The 18,392-nt window shown below is 72.4% G+C and carries 14 protein-coding genes; 6 read left to right on the top strand and 8 right to left on the bottom strand.

What is annotated here, in order from left to right; all coding sequences use genetic code 11:
* The first annotated feature begins 65 nt into the window (after positions 1-65).
* Positions 66-650 (top strand): DUF533 domain-containing protein, encoded by a 585-nt coding sequence (locus tag ACFSC0_RS05945; RefSeq protein ID WP_377282546.1) that lies wholly within the window; start codon positions 66-68, stop codon positions 648-650.
* Positions 651-652: 2 nt separating this feature from the next.
* On the opposite strand, the gene ACFSC0_RS05950 is transcribed toward ACFSC0_RS05945, so the two are convergent.
* The 3 genes from ACFSC0_RS05950 to ACFSC0_RS05960 all read right to left on the bottom strand — a co-directional run bounded on the left by ACFSC0_RS05950 (position 653) and on the right by ACFSC0_RS05960 (position 4,698).
* Positions 653-1,084 (bottom strand): CBS domain-containing protein, encoded by a 432-nt coding sequence (locus tag ACFSC0_RS05950; protein ID WP_377282545.1) that lies wholly within the window; start codon positions 1,082-1,084, stop codon positions 653-655.
* A 124-nt stretch (positions 1,085-1,208) separates the two neighbouring features.
* The gene (locus ACFSC0_RS05955) at positions 1,209-2,408 is read right to left on the bottom strand and encodes an OmpA family protein (protein ID WP_377282544.1); all 1,200 of its coding nucleotides are present in this window, start codon (positions 2,406-2,408) and stop codon (positions 1,209-1,211) included.
* 511 nt (positions 2,409-2,919) lie between these two features.
* Positions 2,920-4,698, bottom strand: coding sequence for a cation:proton antiporter domain-containing protein (locus tag ACFSC0_RS05960; protein WP_377282543.1), 1,779 nt, complete (start codon positions 4,696-4,698; stop codon positions 2,920-2,922).
* A gap of 83 nt (positions 4,699-4,781) precedes the next feature.
* On the opposite strand from ACFSC0_RS05960, the gene ACFSC0_RS05965 reads away from it, so the two are divergent.
* The 5 genes from ACFSC0_RS05965 to ACFSC0_RS05985 all read left to right on the top strand — a co-directional run bounded on the left by ACFSC0_RS05965 (position 4,782) and on the right by ACFSC0_RS05985 (position 11,684).
* Positions 4,782-5,177, top strand: a complete 396-nt coding sequence (locus ACFSC0_RS05965) for a DUF2946 family protein (protein WP_377282542.1) — start codon at positions 4,782-4,784, stop codon at positions 5,175-5,177.
* 53 nt (positions 5,178-5,230) lie between these two features.
* Positions 5,231-7,264, top strand: a complete 2,034-nt coding sequence (locus ACFSC0_RS05970; protein WP_377282541.1) for a TonB-dependent receptor family protein — start codon at positions 5,231-5,233, stop codon at positions 7,262-7,264.
* Positions 7,265-7,338: 74 nt separating this feature from the next.
* The gene (locus tag ACFSC0_RS05975; RefSeq protein WP_377282540.1) at positions 7,339-7,800 is read left to right on the top strand and encodes a copper chaperone PCu(A)C; all 462 of its coding nucleotides are present in this window, start codon (positions 7,339-7,341) and stop codon (positions 7,798-7,800) included.
* A gap of 70 nt (positions 7,801-7,870) precedes the next feature.
* Positions 7,871-9,508 (top strand): AMP-binding protein, encoded by a 1,638-nt coding sequence (locus ACFSC0_RS05980; protein WP_377282539.1) that lies wholly within the window; start codon positions 7,871-7,873, stop codon positions 9,506-9,508.
* A 79-nt stretch (positions 9,509-9,587) separates the two neighbouring features.
* The gene (locus ACFSC0_RS05985) at positions 9,588-11,684 is read left to right on the top strand and encodes a M13 family metallopeptidase (protein ID WP_377282716.1); all 2,097 of its coding nucleotides are present in this window, start codon (positions 9,588-9,590) and stop codon (positions 11,682-11,684) included.
* A 531-nt stretch (positions 11,685-12,215) separates the two neighbouring features.
* Here the strand turns inward: ACFSC0_RS05985 and hisG are convergent.
* The 5 genes from hisG to ACFSC0_RS06010 all read right to left on the bottom strand — a co-directional run bounded on the left by hisG (position 12,216) and on the right by ACFSC0_RS06010 (position 18,186).
* Positions 12,216-13,124: an ATP phosphoribosyltransferase gene (hisG, locus tag ACFSC0_RS05990; RefSeq protein WP_377282538.1), complete on the bottom strand. Its 909-nt coding sequence runs from the start codon at positions 13,122-13,124 to the stop codon at positions 12,216-12,218.
* The gene (locus tag ACFSC0_RS05995; RefSeq protein ID WP_377282537.1) at positions 13,121-14,257 is read right to left on the bottom strand and encodes an ATP phosphoribosyltransferase regulatory subunit; all 1,137 of its coding nucleotides are present in this window, start codon (positions 14,255-14,257) and stop codon (positions 13,121-13,123) included. Before ACFSC0_RS05995 ends, hisG begins: the two co-directional genes overlap by 4 nt.
* Positions 14,254-15,720, bottom strand: coding sequence for a histidine--tRNA ligase (hisS, locus tag ACFSC0_RS06000; protein WP_377282715.1), 1,467 nt, complete (start codon positions 15,718-15,720; stop codon positions 14,254-14,256). Before hisS ends, ACFSC0_RS05995 begins: the two co-directional genes overlap by 4 nt.
* A 241-nt stretch (positions 15,721-15,961) precedes the next feature.
* Complete coding sequence (locus ACFSC0_RS06005) at positions 15,962-17,374, bottom strand: MFS transporter (protein ID WP_377282536.1); 1,413 nt, start codon at positions 17,372-17,374, stop codon at positions 15,962-15,964.
* 53 nt (positions 17,375-17,427) lie between these two features.
* Positions 17,428-18,186: a hypothetical protein gene (locus tag ACFSC0_RS06010; RefSeq protein WP_377282535.1), complete on the bottom strand. Its 759-nt coding sequence runs from the start codon at positions 18,184-18,186 to the stop codon at positions 17,428-17,430.
* Positions 18,187-18,392 lie beyond the last annotated feature (206 nt).

Here is an 18,392-nt window from a genome sequence, read left to right on the forward strand (position 1 = left end):
GGCGCGCAGCCGCGTTCCGTCTCCATGCATGCGAGCAACAGGGTCTCGCCGGGGGACGACCGCAAATGGACCTGGGAAGCCTGATCCGCCGGATCGCGCCGCGCCGCCCGCCGGACCGGCTGGGCGCGGCGGCGTTCGAGGAGGCGGCCGGCGAGCCGGCCCCTCCGCCGTCGCCGGGCGCCAGGCCCGGCCCGCGGCGGGAGCTCGAGCTCACCCTCGCGCGCAAGGTCCTCGAGGCCCACCTGAAGTCCCGCCGCAGCCAGATGCGGACCGATCCCACCGACCTGCGCGGCGTCGAGCGCGAGCAGGCCAAGCTGCTGATCCGGGCGATGGCCGCCGCCGCCCACGCCGACGGGGCGCTGGACCTGGCGGAGCGGGAGCGGATCGCCCGTGCGCTGGCCAGCACCCGGCTGAACGACGCCGAGCGCCAGGAGCTGGAAGCGGGGCTGGAGGACCCTCCCTGCCTGGAGACCCTGTTGCGCAGCGTCTCCGGCGAGGAGCTCGCCACCCGCTTCTACGCCGTCTCTCTCGCCGCCACGGAGCACGGGCGCGGCGCCAACAAATCGTTCCTCAGCTACATCGCCAACCGGCTGAAGCTGCCGCGGGACCTTGTCCTGAGGCTGAACCGGGCGTTCGACGTGCCAGTGTAGGGCTAGGCCGCGGGTTCGGGAGCCGACAGTTCCTCGACCGCCTTGGCGATGGCGCCGGTCTCCTGCAGCAACACCCGGCTGATGTCGGTGAGGGTCAGCCAGCCGCTCAGCGCGCCGGCGGCGTTCAGCACCGGCAGCCGCCGCACGTGGTAGGCGCCCATCAGGTCCAGCGCCTCCTCGAGGGTGTCGCCCTCGGAACAGGTGAACACCGTCGTGGTCATCACCTCGCGCACGCGGACCTCGGCGCTGCTGCGGCCCTCCGCGACCACGCGGTAGAAGATGTCCTTGTCGGTGATCACCCCCTGCAAGTCGCCGGCCGAGCCCACCGGCAGGGCGCCCACCTCCAGCTCGCCCATCAGCACCGCCGCGGCCTGAACGGTCGCGTCGGGCGCGACGAACTCCAGGGTGGTGGCCATCACGTCGGAAACCAGCATCGGCGCCTCCCGTCCAGCAGCGCAAATGGCGCGCCCGCGGCGAAGGTTCCCCGCAAAGCAAAGGGGCCCGGACTTGCGTCCGGGCCCCTCGCTAGGTCGGCTGATCGCCTACCCGAAGATCGACTTAGAAGTTGATGTCGATCGTCGAGCGACGGTTCAGCGGTTCCTTCACGCCGTCGCCGGTCGGAACGGCCGGCTCGGTTTCACCGCGCCAGTCGACGTTCAGAGCGGTCTGGGCGACGCCCGAGGCCACCAGGGCGTCGGCCACGGCCTTGGCCCGGCGTTCGGACAGACGCACGTTGTAGGCTTGGCTGCCCGAGGTGTCGGCGTGGCCGACGACCACGACCCGGGTGGCGTTGCCGTTACGCGCATAGTCCGCAGCCTGTTGGACCACCGTCTGGGCTTCCGGCGTCAGCACGTACTGATCGAAGGGGAAGTAGACGATGAATTGACGCGCTTCCGGAGCCGGCGGAGGCGGCGGCGGCGGAGGCGGCGGCGGCGGGGGAGGCGGCGGCGGCGGCGGGGGCGGCGGCGGGGGCGGCGGAGCCGCGAACGAATACCGCAGGCCGATGGTCAGCGATTGGTCTTCGTATTCACCCGAGAACACGCCCGGTTGCAGCGCGTTGGTGCCGATCGAGGCGAAGTCGAGGTCCGACCCGCCGAGGTAGCGGTAGGTCAGGTCGACGTTCAGACGATCGGTGGCCCGCCAGGCCAGGCCGGCGATGGCCTGCCAGGCGAAGGCGGTGTCTTCGTCGTCGATCGTCAGGTTCTGGATGCCCGGGTTGACGCCGCCCGTACCCGGAATGGCGCCCGTGACGTTCGAGAACTGGCCGACCACGTCCATGGAGACGTGATTGATGCCGACGCCGACGCCGAGGAACGGATTGATCGTGGACCCCGGCATGAAGTCGTAGATCAGGTTCCCCATGAGGGTCCACGACTCGATCTCACCGTCCGGCGCGCCGCAGGTCGGCGAGGCGGTCGTGCGGATCACGCCGGCCGTGCAGAGGCCGAGGACCGAGTTGTTGGGGCCGCCGCGAACCGATTCGATGTCCCCGGGGCGGTAGCCGCCTTCGAGTTCAACGCGCCAGTTGGGGGTCAGCTGATAGCCGAGACGGGCGAAACCGGCCCAGTCGTCTTCCTGGTTGAAGTTCCAGTTGTAAGGCGACCCGTTTGCGGCGTTCGTCGACGACGTCGCGTCGATGCCTTCAGGCCAGTGGTAGCCGAGATCGACAGCGCCGTACCAGCCGGTGTCTTGCGCGGACGCACCGGACGCGGCGAACACCGCAGCCAGGGCGGCCCCCGCCAGGAGTTTGAACTTCATAATTCAGAGCCCTCTCTCTTGCCCTCTGCTGCGGCCATATGACCCAGCACGGTTATAGCAAGGTCGAGACGTTCGGAAAGTGTCGCCGAAGCCACACTTCATCTGCAAACGCCTCCACCCGAACGAGCAGACGCCGGGAAGCTACACAATTCGGCCGTCCCCCAGCAACTTAAAGCACAGCTGCGAGTCTCTGGCCTTTTCATGGCGTCCCCGGTTTTGGCTTGTCGACGGGGCGGACCTCGTCGCCGGCTCGGCACAACGCCAGCCGGCCGAACGTTGAACGACGAAATCCTTAATGAAAGCTGCTGCCTGGGCTGATGCGTCGTAGGCGAACGCCGGCGCGGAAGCGTTATCGCACGCTTCCGTCTCCTCGTTCGTCACGGACGATCGTGGCTGCATGCCCGCCCAGCTCTCATCAGCGCACCCCATCGCGCCAGAGCCCTGAACGCCCAAGGCCAAGCCTGGTTCCACGGATTACTTCCGGTCGAGTCGGGGTGTTGCGCCGGTGCAATCAACCGGGCGAGCGGCGGGCCCGGCGGGTCCGCCCGCCGAGCGCGTCGGGCCGGTTCAGCGCCTTGCGGAATTCGTCCCGGCGCTCGTGGATCGAGGCGATGATCAGGCCCATCGGCACGCCGGTCTCCACCAGCACCGCTTCGGACAGCTGCAGGCTCGCCTCCACCGTCTCCGGCACCGCGTCGGTGGCGCCGAGCTCATAGAGCCGTTGGGCCTGGCGGGCGTCGCGGGCCCGGGCGACGATGGCCAGGTCCGAGCGCAGCTCGCGCGCGGCGCCGACCACCGCCTCGACGGCTTCCGGATCGTCCATGGTGACCACCAGGGCGCGGACCTCGTCCAGCCCGCAGCGCTTGAGCAGCTCCCGCCGCGAGGCGTCGCCGTAGTAAATCGGATCGCCGGCCCGGCGGGCCGCCTCGACGAGCCGGGCGTCCCGCTCGGCGCCGACCCAGCTGAGCTCGTGGCGGGTCAGCATCTCGGCCACCAGCTTGCCGACCCGGCCGTAGCCCACAATGAGCACCTTGGGCGAGGACGGCGCCTCCACCGGCTGCTCGGGCGCGGTGTCCTCCGGCCGGCTGGGGCCCCGGCCGATTCGCACGGCCAGGTAGGCCAGCAGCGGGATGCACATCATCGACAGCGTGGCGGCCACCAGCACCATCTGTCCCACCGCCGGCGGCGTCACGCCTCCGGCCATGGCGGTGGACAGGATGACGAAGGCGAATTCGCCGCCGCCGGCCAGCAGCAACGCCGACTCCAGCGCCGCCGGCGTGGGCAGCCTGGAGAGCCGGCCCAGCACGAACACCGCCGCGGCCTTGAGCACGATCATCCCCACGGCGATGGCGAGGATCGTCAGGGGGGCGGAGGACAGGACGCTGATGTCGAGCTGGATGCCGACGGAGACGAAGAACAGCCCCAGCAGCAGGCCCTTGAACGGCTCGATGGTGACCTCGACCTCGTGCCGGAACTCGGTCTCGGCCAGCAGCAGGCCGGCGACGAAGGCGCCCAGGGCCATCGACAGGCCCGCCACCGCGCTCGCCATGCCCGCCCCGATGACCACCAGCAGGCAGGCGGCCATGAACAGCTCTTCGCTCTTCGCCCGGGCGACGGAGCGGAACATCGGCCGCAGCAGCAGGCGGGCGCCGACCACCAGGGCGAACAGGGCGATGGCGGCCGGCGCGAAGGCCAGCAGCAGGCGCGGCGACAGCGTCTCCTCTCCGCCGCGGCCCAGCACCGCCAGGGTCACCAGGATCGGGGCCACCGCCAGGTCCTGGAACAGCAGCACCGAAAAGGTCGCCCGGCCCGACAGCGAATGCTGGCGCTTCTTGTCCGCCAGGATCTGCATGACGATCGCCGTGGAGGACAGCGCCAGCGCCGCGCCGATGGCCGCCGCGGTCGCCGGGGGCTGGCCCAGCGCCATCGCGGCGGCGGCGATCACCGTCACGCACAGCGCCACCTGCGCCGCGCCGAGCCCGAAGATGTAGAAGCGCATCAGCCGGAGGCGCTCCCACGACAGCTCCAGGCCGATCATGAAGAGCAGGAAGACGACCCCGAACTCGGCGAGCTGGGCGATCTCCTCCGGGTTGTCGACTGTGAAGTACTGCAGCCAGGGCAGGTCGGCGCTGAGGCTTCCGAGGCCGTGGGGTCCGAGCAGCACGCCGGCGGCGAGGAAGCCGAGGATCGGGCTGACCCGCCAGCGTCGGAACAGCGGCACGACGACGGCCGCCGTCGCCAGGAACAGGACGAGGTCCTTGTAAGCGCCCGGCCCGTTGTGTGCTTCCAACCGCGATTCCCCCTGTTGCAGCTCCTTATGGCGCACCGATCCGGGGTTGAGAAATAGCCGCGGCGGCGTAAGACGTCGCCGCGATGCCGCCGGCTCCAGGACAGCGCAGGAAGAGAGGCCCCCTGGGCCTCGCCGCCCTGATCGGCGTGCTCGCGCTGCTGGCCCAGGCCCTGCTGCCGGCCGCCGCCCTGGCCGCCACCGCCGCCGGTTCGACCCAGATGGAGCTCTGCACCGGGCAGGGCCGTCAGGTCGTCGCCGTCGACAAGGACGGCGCGCCCATCGCTCCCTTCGCAGGCCTGCCCTGCCTGGATTGCGTCGGCGCGATCACCGCAGCGGTCGCCCCGCCCGAGCCCCTGGCCGTTCCCGTCGCCTATTTCGAGACGGCCGACTTCGCCGCGCCCGCGCGCCAGCGGGTGCGGCCGGCCATCCGCGCCCCGCCCCGCCCGCCGAGCCGAGCGCCGCCCGCCCGCACGATCTGACGCCCGCCGCGCGGCCGCCGCCGCGCCATGTCAATTCGTGCGCGAGACTCATCATGACCTACCTGCACCGCTGCGGCCTGGCCGCGGCGCTGATCGCCCTGCCGGGCGCCGCTGCGGCCGAGACGCCGCCGACGGTCGAGACCGTCATCGTCACCGCCCGCCCCGACCCTGAGGACCCGCCCGTCGTGGCGGACGCCCGCACCCGCCTGTCCGAGACCCCAGGCGGGGTGGCCGTCGTCTCCGCCGAGTCCCTGGAGCGGCGCTACGCCCAGGGGCTGAATGAAGTGCTGCGCGACGTGGCCGGCGTCTTCGCCCAGAAGCGATTCGGCGAGGACGCGCGGCTGGCCATCCGCGGCTCGGGGATCGGCAACGCCGTCCACAACCGCGGCGTCCTGCTGGCCCAGGACGGCGTGCCGTTCAACGAGGCCGACGGGGCCGGCGACTTCCAGCTGCTCGACCCGCTGCTGGCCCGCTATGTCGAGGTCTACAAGGGCGGCAACGCCCTCCGATTCGGCGCCGCGGCGCTGGGCGGGGCCGTCAACTACGTCACGCCGACGGGCCGCACCGCGCAGGGCCTGGGGCTGCGGCTCGACGGCGGGGCCTGGGGCACGCTGCGCGGCCACGCCGAGGTCGGCGTCGCGGGCCCGGACGCCGACGTCTTCCTCGGCGCGACGGCGATCACCGCCAACGGCTGGCGGGCCCAGAGCGATCAGACCGCCGCCCACCTGGCCGCCAGCTTCGGACGGACGATCGGCGAGGACGGCGAGGTCCGGCTGACGGTCACCGGCCACAATGTGGAGCAGGAGATCCCCGGCGCGCTGACCCTGGCCCAGGCCCTGAACTCGCCGGAGATGGCCACGCCCGCGAGCCTGGCCGGCGAGTACCAGCGGAACGTCCGAAGCGTCAGGGCCGTGGTCCAGGCCCGGTGGCGCATCGCCCCGGACGCCACTGTGGAGACGGCCGCCTACGCCGCCTGGAAGGACCTCGACCACCCGATCTTCCAGGTCATCGACCAGGAGAGCCGCAACCACGGCGCCTACGTTCGGCTGGACTGGGAGGGACGGCTGGGCGAGCGGCGGGCGGACCTGTTCGCCGGCGCCCTGCTGCGCCAGGGGGACCTGGACGCGCGCCAGTGGGTGAACCGGTCCGGCTCGCGCGGCGCGCTGACCGCCCAGTCGCGGCAGAACGCCCGCGAGGCGCACCTGTTCGCCGAAGGCCGGCTTTTCGTCACCGACCAGCTGGCGCTGGTCGCCGGCGGCGCCCTGGCCCGGGCCGAGCGGAAGTACGAGAACCTCCGGGTCCCCGGCGACCTGCGCAGCAAGACCTTCGACTGGGCCGCCCCGCGGGTGGGCCTGCTGTGGGAAGGCGACGGCGGGGTCCAGGCCTTCGCCAACCTCACCCGATCGGTGGAGCCGCCGCCGTTCTCGGCCCTGGCCCAGGCCGGCCCCTTTCCCGGCTTTGCGCCGCTCGAGCCGCAGTCCGCCTGGACCCTCGAGGCGGGCACGCGCGGCCGGAAGGGCCGGGCCGTCTGGGACGTTGTCGCCTACCGCGCGGAGGTCGAGGACGAGCTGCTGAATTTCCAGGTCGGTCCCGACATCCCCGTGGCGACCTTCAACGCCGGCCCCACGATCCATCAGGGGCTGGAGGCGGCCCTCGACCTGACGCTCGGGCGCGGCTGGCGGCTGCGGCAGACCTACGCCTGGTCGGACTTCAGGTTCGACGGCGACCGCATCTACGGCGACGCCCGGCTGCCGGTCGTGCCCGAGCATCTGTACCGCGCCGAGCTGCGATGGGAGCATCCGGCCGGCTGGTGGCTCGCGCCCAATCTCGAGTGGGTCCCGCGCGGGGCGTTCGTCGACTACGCCAACACGATGCGCGCGCCCGGCTACGCGGTGGTCGGCCTGGGCGGCGGCTGGACGCGCCCGGACGGGCTGACGGTCTTTCTCGAAGCCCGGAACCTGGCCGACGAGCGGTACGTGTCCAACTTCAACGCCGTCACCGACGCCAGCCGCCCCGGCGTCTCGACGGCCGTCTTCTTTCCCGGTGAGGGCCGGGCGCTGTTCGGAGGCGTCTCATGGCGCCGCTGATCCCGCCCCGGCCGGCGGGTCTTGAGCCCGCCGCCCGCCATGCCCACCATCATCCAACCCTGAGGATATCCAAGATGCGTACCCTTCTCGCCGCCGCCATCGCCGCCCTCACCGCCGCCCCCGCCCTGGCCCACATGCCGGGCGGGCTGGAGGTGGTGCAGGCCTGGAGCCGGCCGGCCGCCGCCGGCATGACCGGGGCCGGCTACATGACCGTCCGCAACCACGGCAAGGCGGCCCAGACCCTGGTCAAGGTCGAGAGCCCCGTCGCCAAGAAGGTGGAGATGCACCGGACGGTGACCGCCGGCGGCGTCTCCCGGATGCAGCCGGTCGGCCAGCTGGTCATCCCCGCCGGCGGCGAGGCGAAGTTCGCGCCGGGCGGCCAGCACCTGATGCTGATCGGCCTGACCCGGCCGCTGAAGGCGGGCCAGCACGTGCCGGCCACCCTGACCTTCGCCAGCGGAGTGAAGGTGAAGGCCGACATCGTTGTCGGAACCGCCGCCCCGCCGGAGCGCGCGGGCTCGATCCACAACCACTGAGTCTCCGCGTTGACTTGAGGCGCCGGCCTGCGGCTTATGCGCCTCATTCTTTTAAGTATTGGAGGCGCCGATGGAGGCCTGGAATTACGCCAACCTGTGGGAGAGCGTGGCGGCGGCCGCGCCGGACCGCCCCGCCCTGATCCAGGGCCCGCGGGTGGTGCGTTACGGTGAATTCGACCGCCGGGCCAACGCGCTCGCCCGCCGGATGCTGGACGCGGGCGTGTCGCACCAGTCCAAGGTCGGCGCCTACCTCTACAACGCCCCCGAATACCTCGAGACCTACTTCGCCGCCTTCAAAGCGGGCCTGGCGCCCTTCAACATCAACTACCGCTACGGCGGCGAAGAGCTGACCTACCTGCTCGACAACGCCGACGCCGAGGTGGTGGTGTTCCACGCCTCCTTCGCCGCGACCGCCGACAAGGTGCGGGGAAACCTGCCGAAGGTGAAGCTGTGGCTGGCGGTGCCCGAGGCCGGCCATCCCATCCCCGATTGGGCCGAGGACTACGAGGCCATCGCCTCCGCCGGCGCCGACAAGGTGGTCGCGCCCTGGGGCCGCTCGGGCGACGACATCCTGATGATGTACACCGGCGGCACCACCGGCATGCCCAAGGGCGTGATGTGGCGCCAGGAGGACCTGTTCAAGAGCCTGGGCGGCGGGGCCAACCTGCTGCTGGGCCTGGGCCCGCTGGAGACCGTCGCCGAGGCCGGCGAGCGGGTGAAGGCCGTCGTCGCCAGCGGCGCGCCGCAGGCGGTGACCATGGCGGTGGCTCCGCTGATGCACGCGACCGCGCAGTACATCTCCCTCGGCGCGCTGAACTCCGGGACCGCGGTCGCCGTGCTGCCGTCGCGCAAGTTCGACGCCGTCGAACTGTTCGACGAGGTGGACCGCCTGGGCGTCTCCAGCCTGATCATCGTCGGCCTGGCCTTCGCCGCCCCGATGCTCGAGACGCTCGACGCCAACCCGGGCCGCTGGAAGCTGAGCAGCCTGCTGCGCATCGTCTCCTCCGGCACCATGTGGAGCGCGGAGAACAAGCAGGGCCTGCTGAAGCACATGCCGCAGGTGACGCTGATGGACTCCCTCGGCTCGTCCGAGGCGCCCGGCCTTGCCGGCTCGATGGCCAACGCCGCCGCCCCGGCCCAGACGGCCAAGTTCGCCGTCGGCGCCAACGCCGCCGTGTTCACCGAGGACGGCCGGCGCGTGCAGCCCGGCTCGGGCGAGCGCGGCCTGCTGGCGGTCGGCGGCCACACGCCGATCGGCTACTACAAGGACGAGGAGAAGTCGGCGAAGACCTTCCGGGTCTTCGAGGGCCAGCGCTACTCCGTGCCCGGCGACTGGGCGACCGTCGAGGCCGACGGGACCATCACCCTGCTGGGCCGCGGCTCGCAGGTGATCAACACCGGCGGCGAGAAGGTCTTCCCGGAAGAGGTCGAGGAGGCCCTGAAGCGCTTCCCCGGCGTGCGTGACGCGGCGGTGGTCGGCGTGCCCGACGCCCGCTTCGGCGAGCGGATCTGCGCGGTGGTCGACTTCGTCGGCGACAAGGCCCCGACGCTTCCGGAGATCGCCGCCCACGTGAAGTCGATCCTGGCCGACTACAAGGCGCCGCGTGAGCTGGTGCTGGCTCGGGTCGAGCGGGCGCCGAACGGCAAGCTCGACTATCGCTCGGTGAAGGAGATGGCGCTGAAATCGCTCGCGGCGCCCGCGACCTAACAAAAAAGTAATGAGCGGAGTTGGGGGCGGACGAGGCATGGTCCGCCCCAACTATGCATCATCCAAGGTGTTTTTCTTCATGAAGACCTACTGGCTCGGGGCCGCCGCTGCGGCCGCACTTGCCATGGCCGCCCAGCCGGCGGCCGCTTTCGACCGCGCCCACGCGGGCCTGCTGGAGGCTGAGACCGCCGGCGGCGGCGGGGCCGGACCGCAGCTCTCCGAGGCCCCGCGCATGGGGACCTGGGGCTTCGACATCTCCGGGATGGATCGCGCCGTCGAGCCCGGCGACGACTTCTTCCGCTTCTCCAACGGGACCTACCTGGCGAAGATGGAAATCCCGTCCGACCGTTCGCGGTTCGGCGTGTTCGACGCGCTGAACGAGCTGTCGGTGAACCGCATGCGTGCGGTGCTGGACAAGGCCGCCGCCAACAAGGCGGCCACGGGCGAGGAAGCCCAGATCGGCGCCATGTACCGCAGCTTCATGGACGAGGCCCGGGTGAACGCCCTGGGCGCCAAGCCGCTGGCCGCCGACCTGGCCGCCATCCGCGCCGCCAAGACCCGCGACGACATCGCCCGCCTGATGGGCGCCTCGATGAAGGGCTTCGGCGGCTCGTTCTTCTCGGCCTACATCTACGACGACGCCAAGGAGCCGGAGCGCTACGCCGTCTACCTCGGCCAGGCGGGCCTGGGCCTGCCGGACCGCGACTACTACCTGGTCGAGCGCTTCGCCCCGCAGCGGGAGAAGTACGTCGAGTACATCACCAGGCTGCTGACCCTCGCCGGCTGGGACAACCCGGCCGCGGCGGCCAAGCAGATCCTGGCCCTGGAGACCGAGATCGCAAAGGTCTCGTGGACCCGCGCCGAGCGGCGTGACGACGACAAGACCTACAACCCCTACGACGTCGACCAGCTGGCGAGCTTTGCGCCGGGCTTTTCCTGGCGCGCCTTCATGGAAGGCGCGGACCTGGGCGGCGTGAAGCGGGTGATCGCGTCCGAGAACACCGCCTTCCCGAAGATCGCCGCGATCTATGCGGCGACTCCGGTCGAGACCCTGAAGGCCTGGTCGGCCTTCCACCTGGCCGACAACGCCGCGCCCTACCTCTCCAAGGACTTCGACCTGGCCTTCTACGAGTTCCGCCAGAAGACCCTGTCCGGCCAGCCCGAGCAGCGGCCGCGGTGGAAGCGCGGCGTCAGCCTCGTCGACTCCCAGATCGGCGAGGCGCTGGCCAAGCCCTACGTCGCCGCCTACTTCCCGCCGGAGAGCAAGGCCAAGATGGAGCAGCTGGTCGCCGACCTGAAGTCGGCGATGAAGGCGCGCATCGAAAAGCTCGACTGGATGAGCCCGGCCACCAAGGCCAAGGCCCAGGAGAAGCTCGCCAAGTTCAACGTCAAGATCGGCTACCCGGACAAGTGGCGCGACTACACGGGCCTGCAGGTCGCCGACGAGGACCTCTACGGCAACGTCGAGCGGGCCGCGGCCTTCGACTGGGCGTTCCGGGTGGGCCGCCTGGGCGGGCCGGTGGACGATGAGGAGTGGGGCATGACCCCGCCGACCATCAACGCCTACTATTCCTCGACCAAGAACGAGATCGTCTTCCCGGCCGGCATCCTGCAGCCGCCGTTCTTCGACCCGAACGGAGATCCGGCGATCAACTACGGCGCCATCGGCGGGGTGATCGGCCACGAGATCACCCACGGCTTCGACGACCAGGGCCGCAAGAGCGACGGCGACGGGCGGCTGACCGACTGGTGGACCGCCGAGGACGCGGCCAAGTTCCAGGCCCAGGCCAAGAAGCTCGGCGAGCAGTACGCGGCGGTGGAGATCCTGCCCGGCGCGAAGATCAACGGCGACCTGACCATGGGCGAGAACATCGCCGACCTGGGCGGGCTGCTGCTGGGCCTGGACGCCTACCGGATCTCGCTGAACGGCAAGCCGGCGCCGGTGCTCGACGGCCTGACCGGCGACCAGCGGGTGTTCCTCGGCTGGGCCCAGGTGTGGCGCGGCAAGTACCGCGAGGACGCCATGCGCCAGTTGCTGGTGGCCGACCCGCACTCCCCGCCCGAGGCCCGGGTCAACCTGCCGGTGCGCAACATCGACGCCTGGTACGAAGCCTTCGGCGTGAAGCCGGACGATTCGATGTACATCCCGCCCGAGCAGCGCGTGCGGATCTGGTAGCTCGCACAAGAGCGATGCGATTCCCGACGGCCGGCCCCGCAAGGGCCGGCCGTTTCGCTTCGGAGCCAGGAGATAAGGAAAGGGCGGGGGGAGATGCCGCCCTGTCACTCAGCCTCCGCCCCCCATCCGCTCATCCCGGCGAAGGCCGGGACCCAGATGGCGGGCGCAGACGAGGGCTCCACATCGCGCAAAGATCATCCAGCGACATCTGAGATTGGGATCTGGGTCCCGGCCTTCGCCGGGATGAGCGGGAGGCGGGGGCGCGCCGCTTTTGACGCTAACGTCAAAACCGCAGCTGAGCCGAAAAGAAGAAGGCCCGCTGCGGGGGATAATCGCAGCGGGCCGACTTTGAGCCGTCGCTCAATTTAAGAGGGCGTTTCCTCCCCGAAACGCCGGAGACTTTCGGACTTTGTCGCCGTCATGTCTCTCGCCCGATTACAAAACGGCAATTTTCTGCCTGAGTCAACGGGGCGAACTCGGCGGTCGATCAGTTTTCCGCGAGCGTAGCAATTCGGGTCAAATTTTTGACATTCACGCCAAAATTCGCGCCCGAAGAGCCTCAAATGAGGGGGAAACGGTCTCGAAGACGAAGTCCGAGCGGTAGCTCGACACCGGCCCGGCGCCGCCGGCGGTGAGCTCGGCGGCGGCGGGGGCCACCTCGTCGAGCGGCAGCCGCTCGCGGGTGACCTCGCCGTCCGGCCCACCGGGCCACACGAGGCTGGCGGTCTTCAGCGCCGCGGCGCGGGCCTCGACGATTCGCAGGAAGCGCTCGGCGGTCGCCAGCTGGCCCTCGCCCCAGGGCGCGCGCAGGCTGGCCATCAGCTGGGCCTGGCTCTTCAGGATCACCCCGTCGGAGAGCACCTTCAGCCCGTTGGCGACGAGCGTCGCCCCGGTGGTGGTGATGTCGACCACCAGCTCGGCCGCGCCGGCGGCCGGCGCGCCCTCGGTGGCCCCGCCCGATTCGACGATGCGGTAGTCGGCGACGCCGTGGCGGGCGAAGAAGGCCCGGGTCTGGACGAGGTATTTGGTGGCCACCCGCATGCGCCGGCCGGTGCGGGCCAGGACGTCGTGGGCCACCTCCTCCAGGTCGGCCATGTCGTCGACGTCCAGCCAGCTCTTGGGCACGGCGACCACCAGATCGGCCCGGCCGAAGCCCAGCGGGCGCAGCAGCAGCACCCGCTGCTCCACGTCCCCGCCCCGCTCGCGCAGCAGGTCCTCGCCGGTGACGCCGAAATGCACCTCGCCGGCGTCCAACGCCTCGGCGATCTCGCCGGCCGAGACGAGGCGGACCTGCACGTCGGGCAAGCCCTTCAGCGCCCCGAGGTAGCCGCGCGAGCCGCCGGCGGCCGAGAGGTCCAGCCGGCAGTCGGAGAGCCAGGCCTCGACCTGCTCTTTCAGCCGCCCCTTGGAGGGCACGGCCAGGATGAGCGGCTCGGTCACGCTTCGCCTCCCGCATAGGCCCGCCAGGGCCGCACCATGGCGCCCACGGCGCGCGTCCCGTCCGCCCCGCCCAGCCGGGCCGGCAGCGAATCGTAGCGCCCGCCCACGGCCACCGGCCGCTCGGCGCCCAGGGCCTCCGAGCGGACCTCGAAGGTCAGCCCGTCGTAGTAGTCGAAGGTGTGCCCCAGCCCGGCGGCGAACCAGAGCCTGTCCACCGGCGCGCCGGCGCGGATCAGCCGCTCCACCCGCTCGGCCCAGCCGCCGAGGGCCGCCGAGAGGGCCGGCGCCTCGCCGCCGATGTCGTCCACCGCCTCCAGCGCCTGGTCGAGCGGGGCGGCGATGGCCAGGTAGCGCTTCACCGCCTCGGCTTGGTCCGGCGTCAGCGCCGGCGCCTGGGCCGCTTCGGCCTTGCGCACCAGCCGCTGGGCGATCTCGGCCGGGCCGCGCCCGCCGACCCGCTCGATGCCTGCCAGCGCCCAGATCTCCTCGAGCAGCGCGGCGGCCTCCTTCTCCGAGAGGCCGGCGAGCCGGGCGGCGAGCGCGCCCGCCGGGCCCCCTTCCGGCTCGGCGCCCGCCCGCGCGAGCTCGGCCGCCAGGAGGCGGGGCCGGGCCGCCGCCCGCCGCATCCGGGCCGCGAGGCTGGGCGCCAGCTTCAGGGAGTCGATCAGGGCCGCGAACAGGCCCACGTCGCCGAGCCAGAGGCTGAGGTCGCCGCGCCCCCCGGCCGCGGCCGCCCGCCAGGCCAGGGCCGCGACCTCGGCCTCCGTGGCCGCCGGCGAGGCCTTTCCGGAGTCGTAGATCTCCAGGCCCACCTGCAGGAACTCCTCCGGCCGGTCGGCGCTCTCGGGCGCGGCGCGGAAGGCGGTCCCCTCGTAATAGTAGCGCCCCTCGGCGGCGCCGGAGGCCAGGTGCAGCCGGGCGACGGGGACGGTGAAGTCGGGCCGAAGGCACGCCTCCTGCCCGCCCTCGGCCTGGACCACGAACAGCCGGGCGCGCAGGGCCTCGCCGGCCAGGTCGAGCAGCAGGCTCAGCGGCTGCAGGATGGGCGGATCCACCCGCTCGGCCCCCGCCTCCACGAACGGGGCGCGGATGGCGGCGAGCGCCTGCGCCGGGACGCGCGGTTCGGCCCTCACGCGCGGGCGTCCAGGATGCGGCGGATGGCCGGAATCAGCTCGGCCCGCGGCAGCGACTGCTGGCCCGGCCGCTCGGCGCGCCAGGCGGCGTTGTCGGCGACCTTGGAGGCCAGCTCCCGGCCAAGATCCAGGTCCTTGATGGTGACGGTGCCGGCCGCCAGCTCGTCCTCGCCGACGATCACGGCGGCCGGCGAGAGCCGCCGGTCGGCGTACTTCATCTGCGCCTTCATGCCGGAGCCGCCGAGGTAGACCTCGGCGGCGATCCCCGCCGCCCGCAGCTCGCCGGCGATGGCGAAGTAGTCGGCCATGCGGGCCTGGTCGAAGGCGATCACCACCACCGGGCCGCGCTGCTCGGCGGCCGGGTCGCGACCCGCGGCCCGCAGCGCCGCCGCAAGGCGCGAGACGCCGAACGAGCAGCCGGTGGCCGGGACCTGCTCGCCGGTGAACCGGGCGACCAGGTCGTCGTAGCGGCCGCCGCCGCCGAGCGATCCGAAGCGGACCGGCTGGCCCTTCTCGTCCAGCGTTTCCAGCAGCAGCTCGGCCTCGAACACCGCGCCCGTGTAGTATTCCAGGCCTCGCACGATGGCCGGGTCGAACACCGCCCGGTCGGCGCCGACGCCGAGCGCGGTGAGCGCCTGATGGATCCGCCCAAGCTCCTCGAGCCCCGCATCGCCCTCCGCCGAGCCGCCGATGACGTTCGCCAGCCGGTCCAGGGTCTCGGACCGGCCCTCGGAGCCTGCGGAGACGAAGGCCAGCACCCGGTCGATGGCGGCGGCCTGCAGGCCCGCGCCCTTGGTGAAGGCGCCGGACTCGTCCTTGCGCCCCTCGCCCAGCAGCAGCTTGACGCCCTCCAGCCCGAGGCGGTCGAGCTTGTCGACCGCGCGCAGCACGCCCAGCGTCTGGCCGGCGTCGGTGACCCCGGCGGTCGCCAGCAGGCCGTTCATCAGCCGGCGCGAGTTGATCTTCACCACCGCCTGGCCGCGCGGCAGGCCGATGGCCTCCAGCCCCTCGGCCATCAGGGCGATCACCTCGGCGTCGGACTCCGGCCGGGCCGAGCCCACGGTGTCGGCGTCGCACTGCACGAACTCGCGGAAGCGGCCGGGCCCCGGCTTCTCGTTGCGCCAGACCGTGCCCACCGCATAGCGGCGGAAGGGCTTGGGCAGGCCGTCCCAGTTGGCGGCGGCGAAGCGGGCCAGCGGGGCGGTGAGGTCGTAGCGCAGGGCCATCCACTCGCCGTCGTCGTCCTGCAGGGCGAAGACGCCCTCGTTGGGCCGGTCGGCGTCGGGCAGGAACTTGCCCAGGGCGTCGGCGTACTCCAGCGCCCCGGTCTCCAGGGCCTCGAAGCCGTAGCGCTCGTAGACCGGCACGATCCGCTCGACGATGGTCCGCTCCGCGCCCAGGTCCCGGGCCCGGCGGTCGATAAAGCCGCGCGGGGCGCGGGCGAGGGGCCGGTCGCTCTTCATGGGCGGGCGCTTAGACGAGCGGGCTTCGTCCGGCAAGGCGGCGGGGTCTGCGGGGGCGGTCATCGTCGGATCCTCTGGCGGTCTCGAGGGCGACGGATGGGGCGGGAGATAGAGGACGCCCCATCCGCTTCGGCGGGGCGTCGGGCGGTGCGCTTTAGGCCAAGCGGCTCCGGCCGATCCCGCGGGTGCAGGTCGGATGGTGGTGGCCGTGGTGGTGCGCGGTCCGCGTCATCGGGCGGGCTTATAGCGGAGCCGGGGGCTCTGGGGAAGCCGCGGCCAGCCGCCGGGCGGGCCAGATGGCCGCGATGCCCAAGGGCAGCAGCGCCAGCGCCACCCACAGGCCGGCCGCCTTGGCGGTCGCTTCGCTTAGACCCTGCGCGAACCCGACGAGGTTGGCGGCCACGCCCGCGAGGGCCGCGCCCGCCGCCGCGCCGGTGAGTCGGACCGTGGTCATCGCCGCCGCCCCGATCGCCCGCTCCTCGGTCGGCAGGGAGACCATGATCTTCTGGCTCATGAAGCTCCAGCACAGGCCGAAGCCTGCGCCCAGCACCGCCCCGGCCAGCACCACCGAGACGACCCCGCCCGCGACGAACGCCGGCGCGGAGAGGGCGACACCCAGCGCCGCAGCGACGACGCCGGCGAGGATCAGCCGGTTCGGCCAAGCGCCGGCCAGGCTGGTCACCGTCAGGCCCGCGATGGTCCAGGCGAGCGACTCGGCGCTGACGACATAGCCGGCGCCGGTGGCCGACAGGCCGTGCAGGGTCTGCAGGATGGCCGGGCCGTAGATGGCGAAGCCCATGGAGGCGACGGTCATCAGGAACATGGTGGCGTATCCGGCGCCTGCGGCCGTCCGCAGGTCCCCGGAGGCGAGCGGCAGCAGCCGCACCCGGGCGCGGGCGTCCCACCGCACCAGCAGCACCAGCAAGGCCATGCCGAGCCCGATCAGGGCCAGCGCGCCTGCGGCGTTACCCGCCAGGTCGGCAAGGCCGATCGCCGCCACCGCGGCCGCGATCACCGCGAGCTGCCAGACCGGCACCCCCGCCCCGGCCTTGCGGCCGTCGCCCTTGGGCAGCATCCAGAAGGCCGCCGCGCCCACCGCCAGCCCCTGGATGGCGAACGACCAGAAGGCCCAGCGCCAGATGCCGGCGTCGGCGAACACCCCGCCGAACAGCGGCCCCAACAGGCTGGCGATCCCCCACACCGCGGTGACCGCCGCATAGACCTTGGCCAGGGTCCGGTCCGGGAACAGCAGCCCGACGGCCACCGAGCTGAAGCCGGCGACCCAGCCGCCGCCCAGACCCTGCAGCACGCGCCCGGCCAGGAAGGTCGCCATGTCGGGCGCAGCCGCCGAGAGGGCGCAGCCGGCGGCGTAGATCGCCGCGGTCACCGCCACGCCGGCGCGCAGGCCGAACATCTCGGCGAGCCGCCCGGAGCTCGCCCCCGCCGCAACCGACCCCAGCAGGAAGCCGGCCGTCGCCCAGCCGAACCAGGCGTAGCCGCCCAGCGAGGCGCCCACGGCCGGCATGATGGTGGCGGTGACCAGGCTGTCGGCGGCCGCCAGCCAGACGCCGAGGCAGATCAGCACGAACCGCGGGGCCCGCCCCTCGGCCAGCACGTCGGCCCAACCCGTGCGCTCGGGCGCGGCGGCGGTCATCGGGGAGGCTCCATCCGCCGCAGGTAGTTGCGCGGCGGCGCTTTGGGAAGCGCTCAGGCGGCGGCGAGCGCCAGCACCTTCTCGATCGCGGTCCGCGTGCGCCCATCATCCAGGGCGAGTTCGTAGCCGTGCGGCGCGCCCGGGCGGTTGTCGACGATCAGGTCGGCGTCCGCCGCCAGCAGGGCCGCGACCGCCTCGTCGAGCATCGCCAGCCAGTCGGGCTGGTCGCCGCCGGCGCGCAGGATCAGCAGCCGGGCCCCGGCCGCGGCAACGGTCGGCGCGGCGGCCGCCAGGCTCATCCTTCGGACCAGGTCGGCTGCGCTCACGCCGAGCCCCGGCGGCGCCCCGACCACCGGCGAGACGAGCGCCGCCCGCTGCGGTCGCAGTGGCCGCACGCCGCCCAGCAGTTCGCCCGCCAGCACCGCCCCGCCGGACACCAGCACCGCGGTGACGCGCGCGAGGTCCAGCCCAAGGCCCCGCCCCTCGGCGCCCACCCACGCCAGCACCTGGTCCACCTCCCCCAGCGCCTGGTCCAGCCGCAGCTGCGGCCAGCCGAGGGTGTGGTCGAACACCAGCGAGGCGACGCCGCTCGCCGCCAGCGCGGCCGCCCAGTCGCGGTACATCGGCGCCGTCCGCATCGTCACCCGCATGGCGTCCGGGACCGGGCCATGCACCAGCAGGGCGACGGGCCAGGGCCCCGGTCTCGCCGGCCGGGCCAGATCGACCGCCAGCGGCGAGCCGTCGGCCCGCCGGCCCACGTCGAAGGTCTCGCGCACGGCCTCGGCCGCGCGCAGGGGGTGCATCAGGCGCATGCGGGTCTCCGGTGACTGGTTTTCCTGTCCCAGCGAGGCCTCGTCGCATCCACAGGGGGACAGGACTGCCTGTCACCCGGGCGGCCGGCTGCGAAGGCGACGGACGATCGTGCCCCATTCGGCCGCGCGGCGGTGAACCTTGCGGCAGGGACACGATAACCAGTCACCGGCGGGACCGGCGTGGAGAACGATGATCTGGAAAGGGG

The sequence above is a fragment of the Phenylobacterium terrae genome, assembly GCF_042681205.1.
Taxonomy (GTDB): domain Bacteria; phylum Pseudomonadota; class Alphaproteobacteria; order Caulobacterales; family Caulobacteraceae; genus Phenylobacterium; species Phenylobacterium terrae.

Excerpts from the sequence above, each read along its gene's own strand:
- ACFSC0_RS05945 (WP_377282546.1), top strand. The coding sequence starts at position 66 with ATGGACCTGGGAAGCCTGATCCGCCGGATCGCGCCGCGCCGCCCGCCG.
- ACFSC0_RS05965 (WP_377282542.1), top strand. The coding sequence starts at position 4,782 with ATGCCGCCGGCTCCAGGACAGCGCAGGAAGAGAGGCCCCCTGGGCCTC.
- ACFSC0_RS05970 (WP_377282541.1), top strand. The coding sequence starts at position 5,231 with ATGACCTACCTGCACCGCTGCGGCCTGGCCGCGGCGCTGATCGCCCTG.
- ACFSC0_RS05950 (WP_377282545.1), bottom strand. The coding sequence starts at position 1,084 with ATGCTGGTTTCCGACGTGATGGCCACCACCCTGGAGTTCGTCGCGCCC.
- ACFSC0_RS05980 (WP_377282539.1), top strand. The coding sequence starts at position 7,871 with ATGGAGGCCTGGAATTACGCCAACCTGTGGGAGAGCGTGGCGGCGGCC.
- ACFSC0_RS06010 (WP_377282535.1), bottom strand. The coding sequence starts at position 18,186 with ATGCGCCTGATGCACCCCCTGCGCGCGGCCGAGGCCGTGCGCGAGACC.
- hisS (WP_377282715.1), bottom strand. The coding sequence starts at position 15,720 with ATGAAGAGCGACCGGCCCCTCGCCCGCGCCCCGCGCGGCTTTATCGAC.
- ACFSC0_RS05955 (WP_377282544.1), bottom strand. The coding sequence starts at position 2,408 with ATGAAGTTCAAACTCCTGGCGGGGGCCGCCCTGGCTGCGGTGTTCGCC.
- ACFSC0_RS05985 (WP_377282716.1), top strand. The coding sequence starts at position 9,588 with ATGAAGACCTACTGGCTCGGGGCCGCCGCTGCGGCCGCACTTGCCATG.
- ACFSC0_RS06005 (WP_377282536.1), bottom strand. The coding sequence starts at position 17,374 with ATGACCGCCGCCGCGCCCGAGCGCACGGGTTGGGCCGACGTGCTGGCC.
- ACFSC0_RS05975 (WP_377282540.1), top strand. The coding sequence starts at position 7,339 with ATGCGTACCCTTCTCGCCGCCGCCATCGCCGCCCTCACCGCCGCCCCC.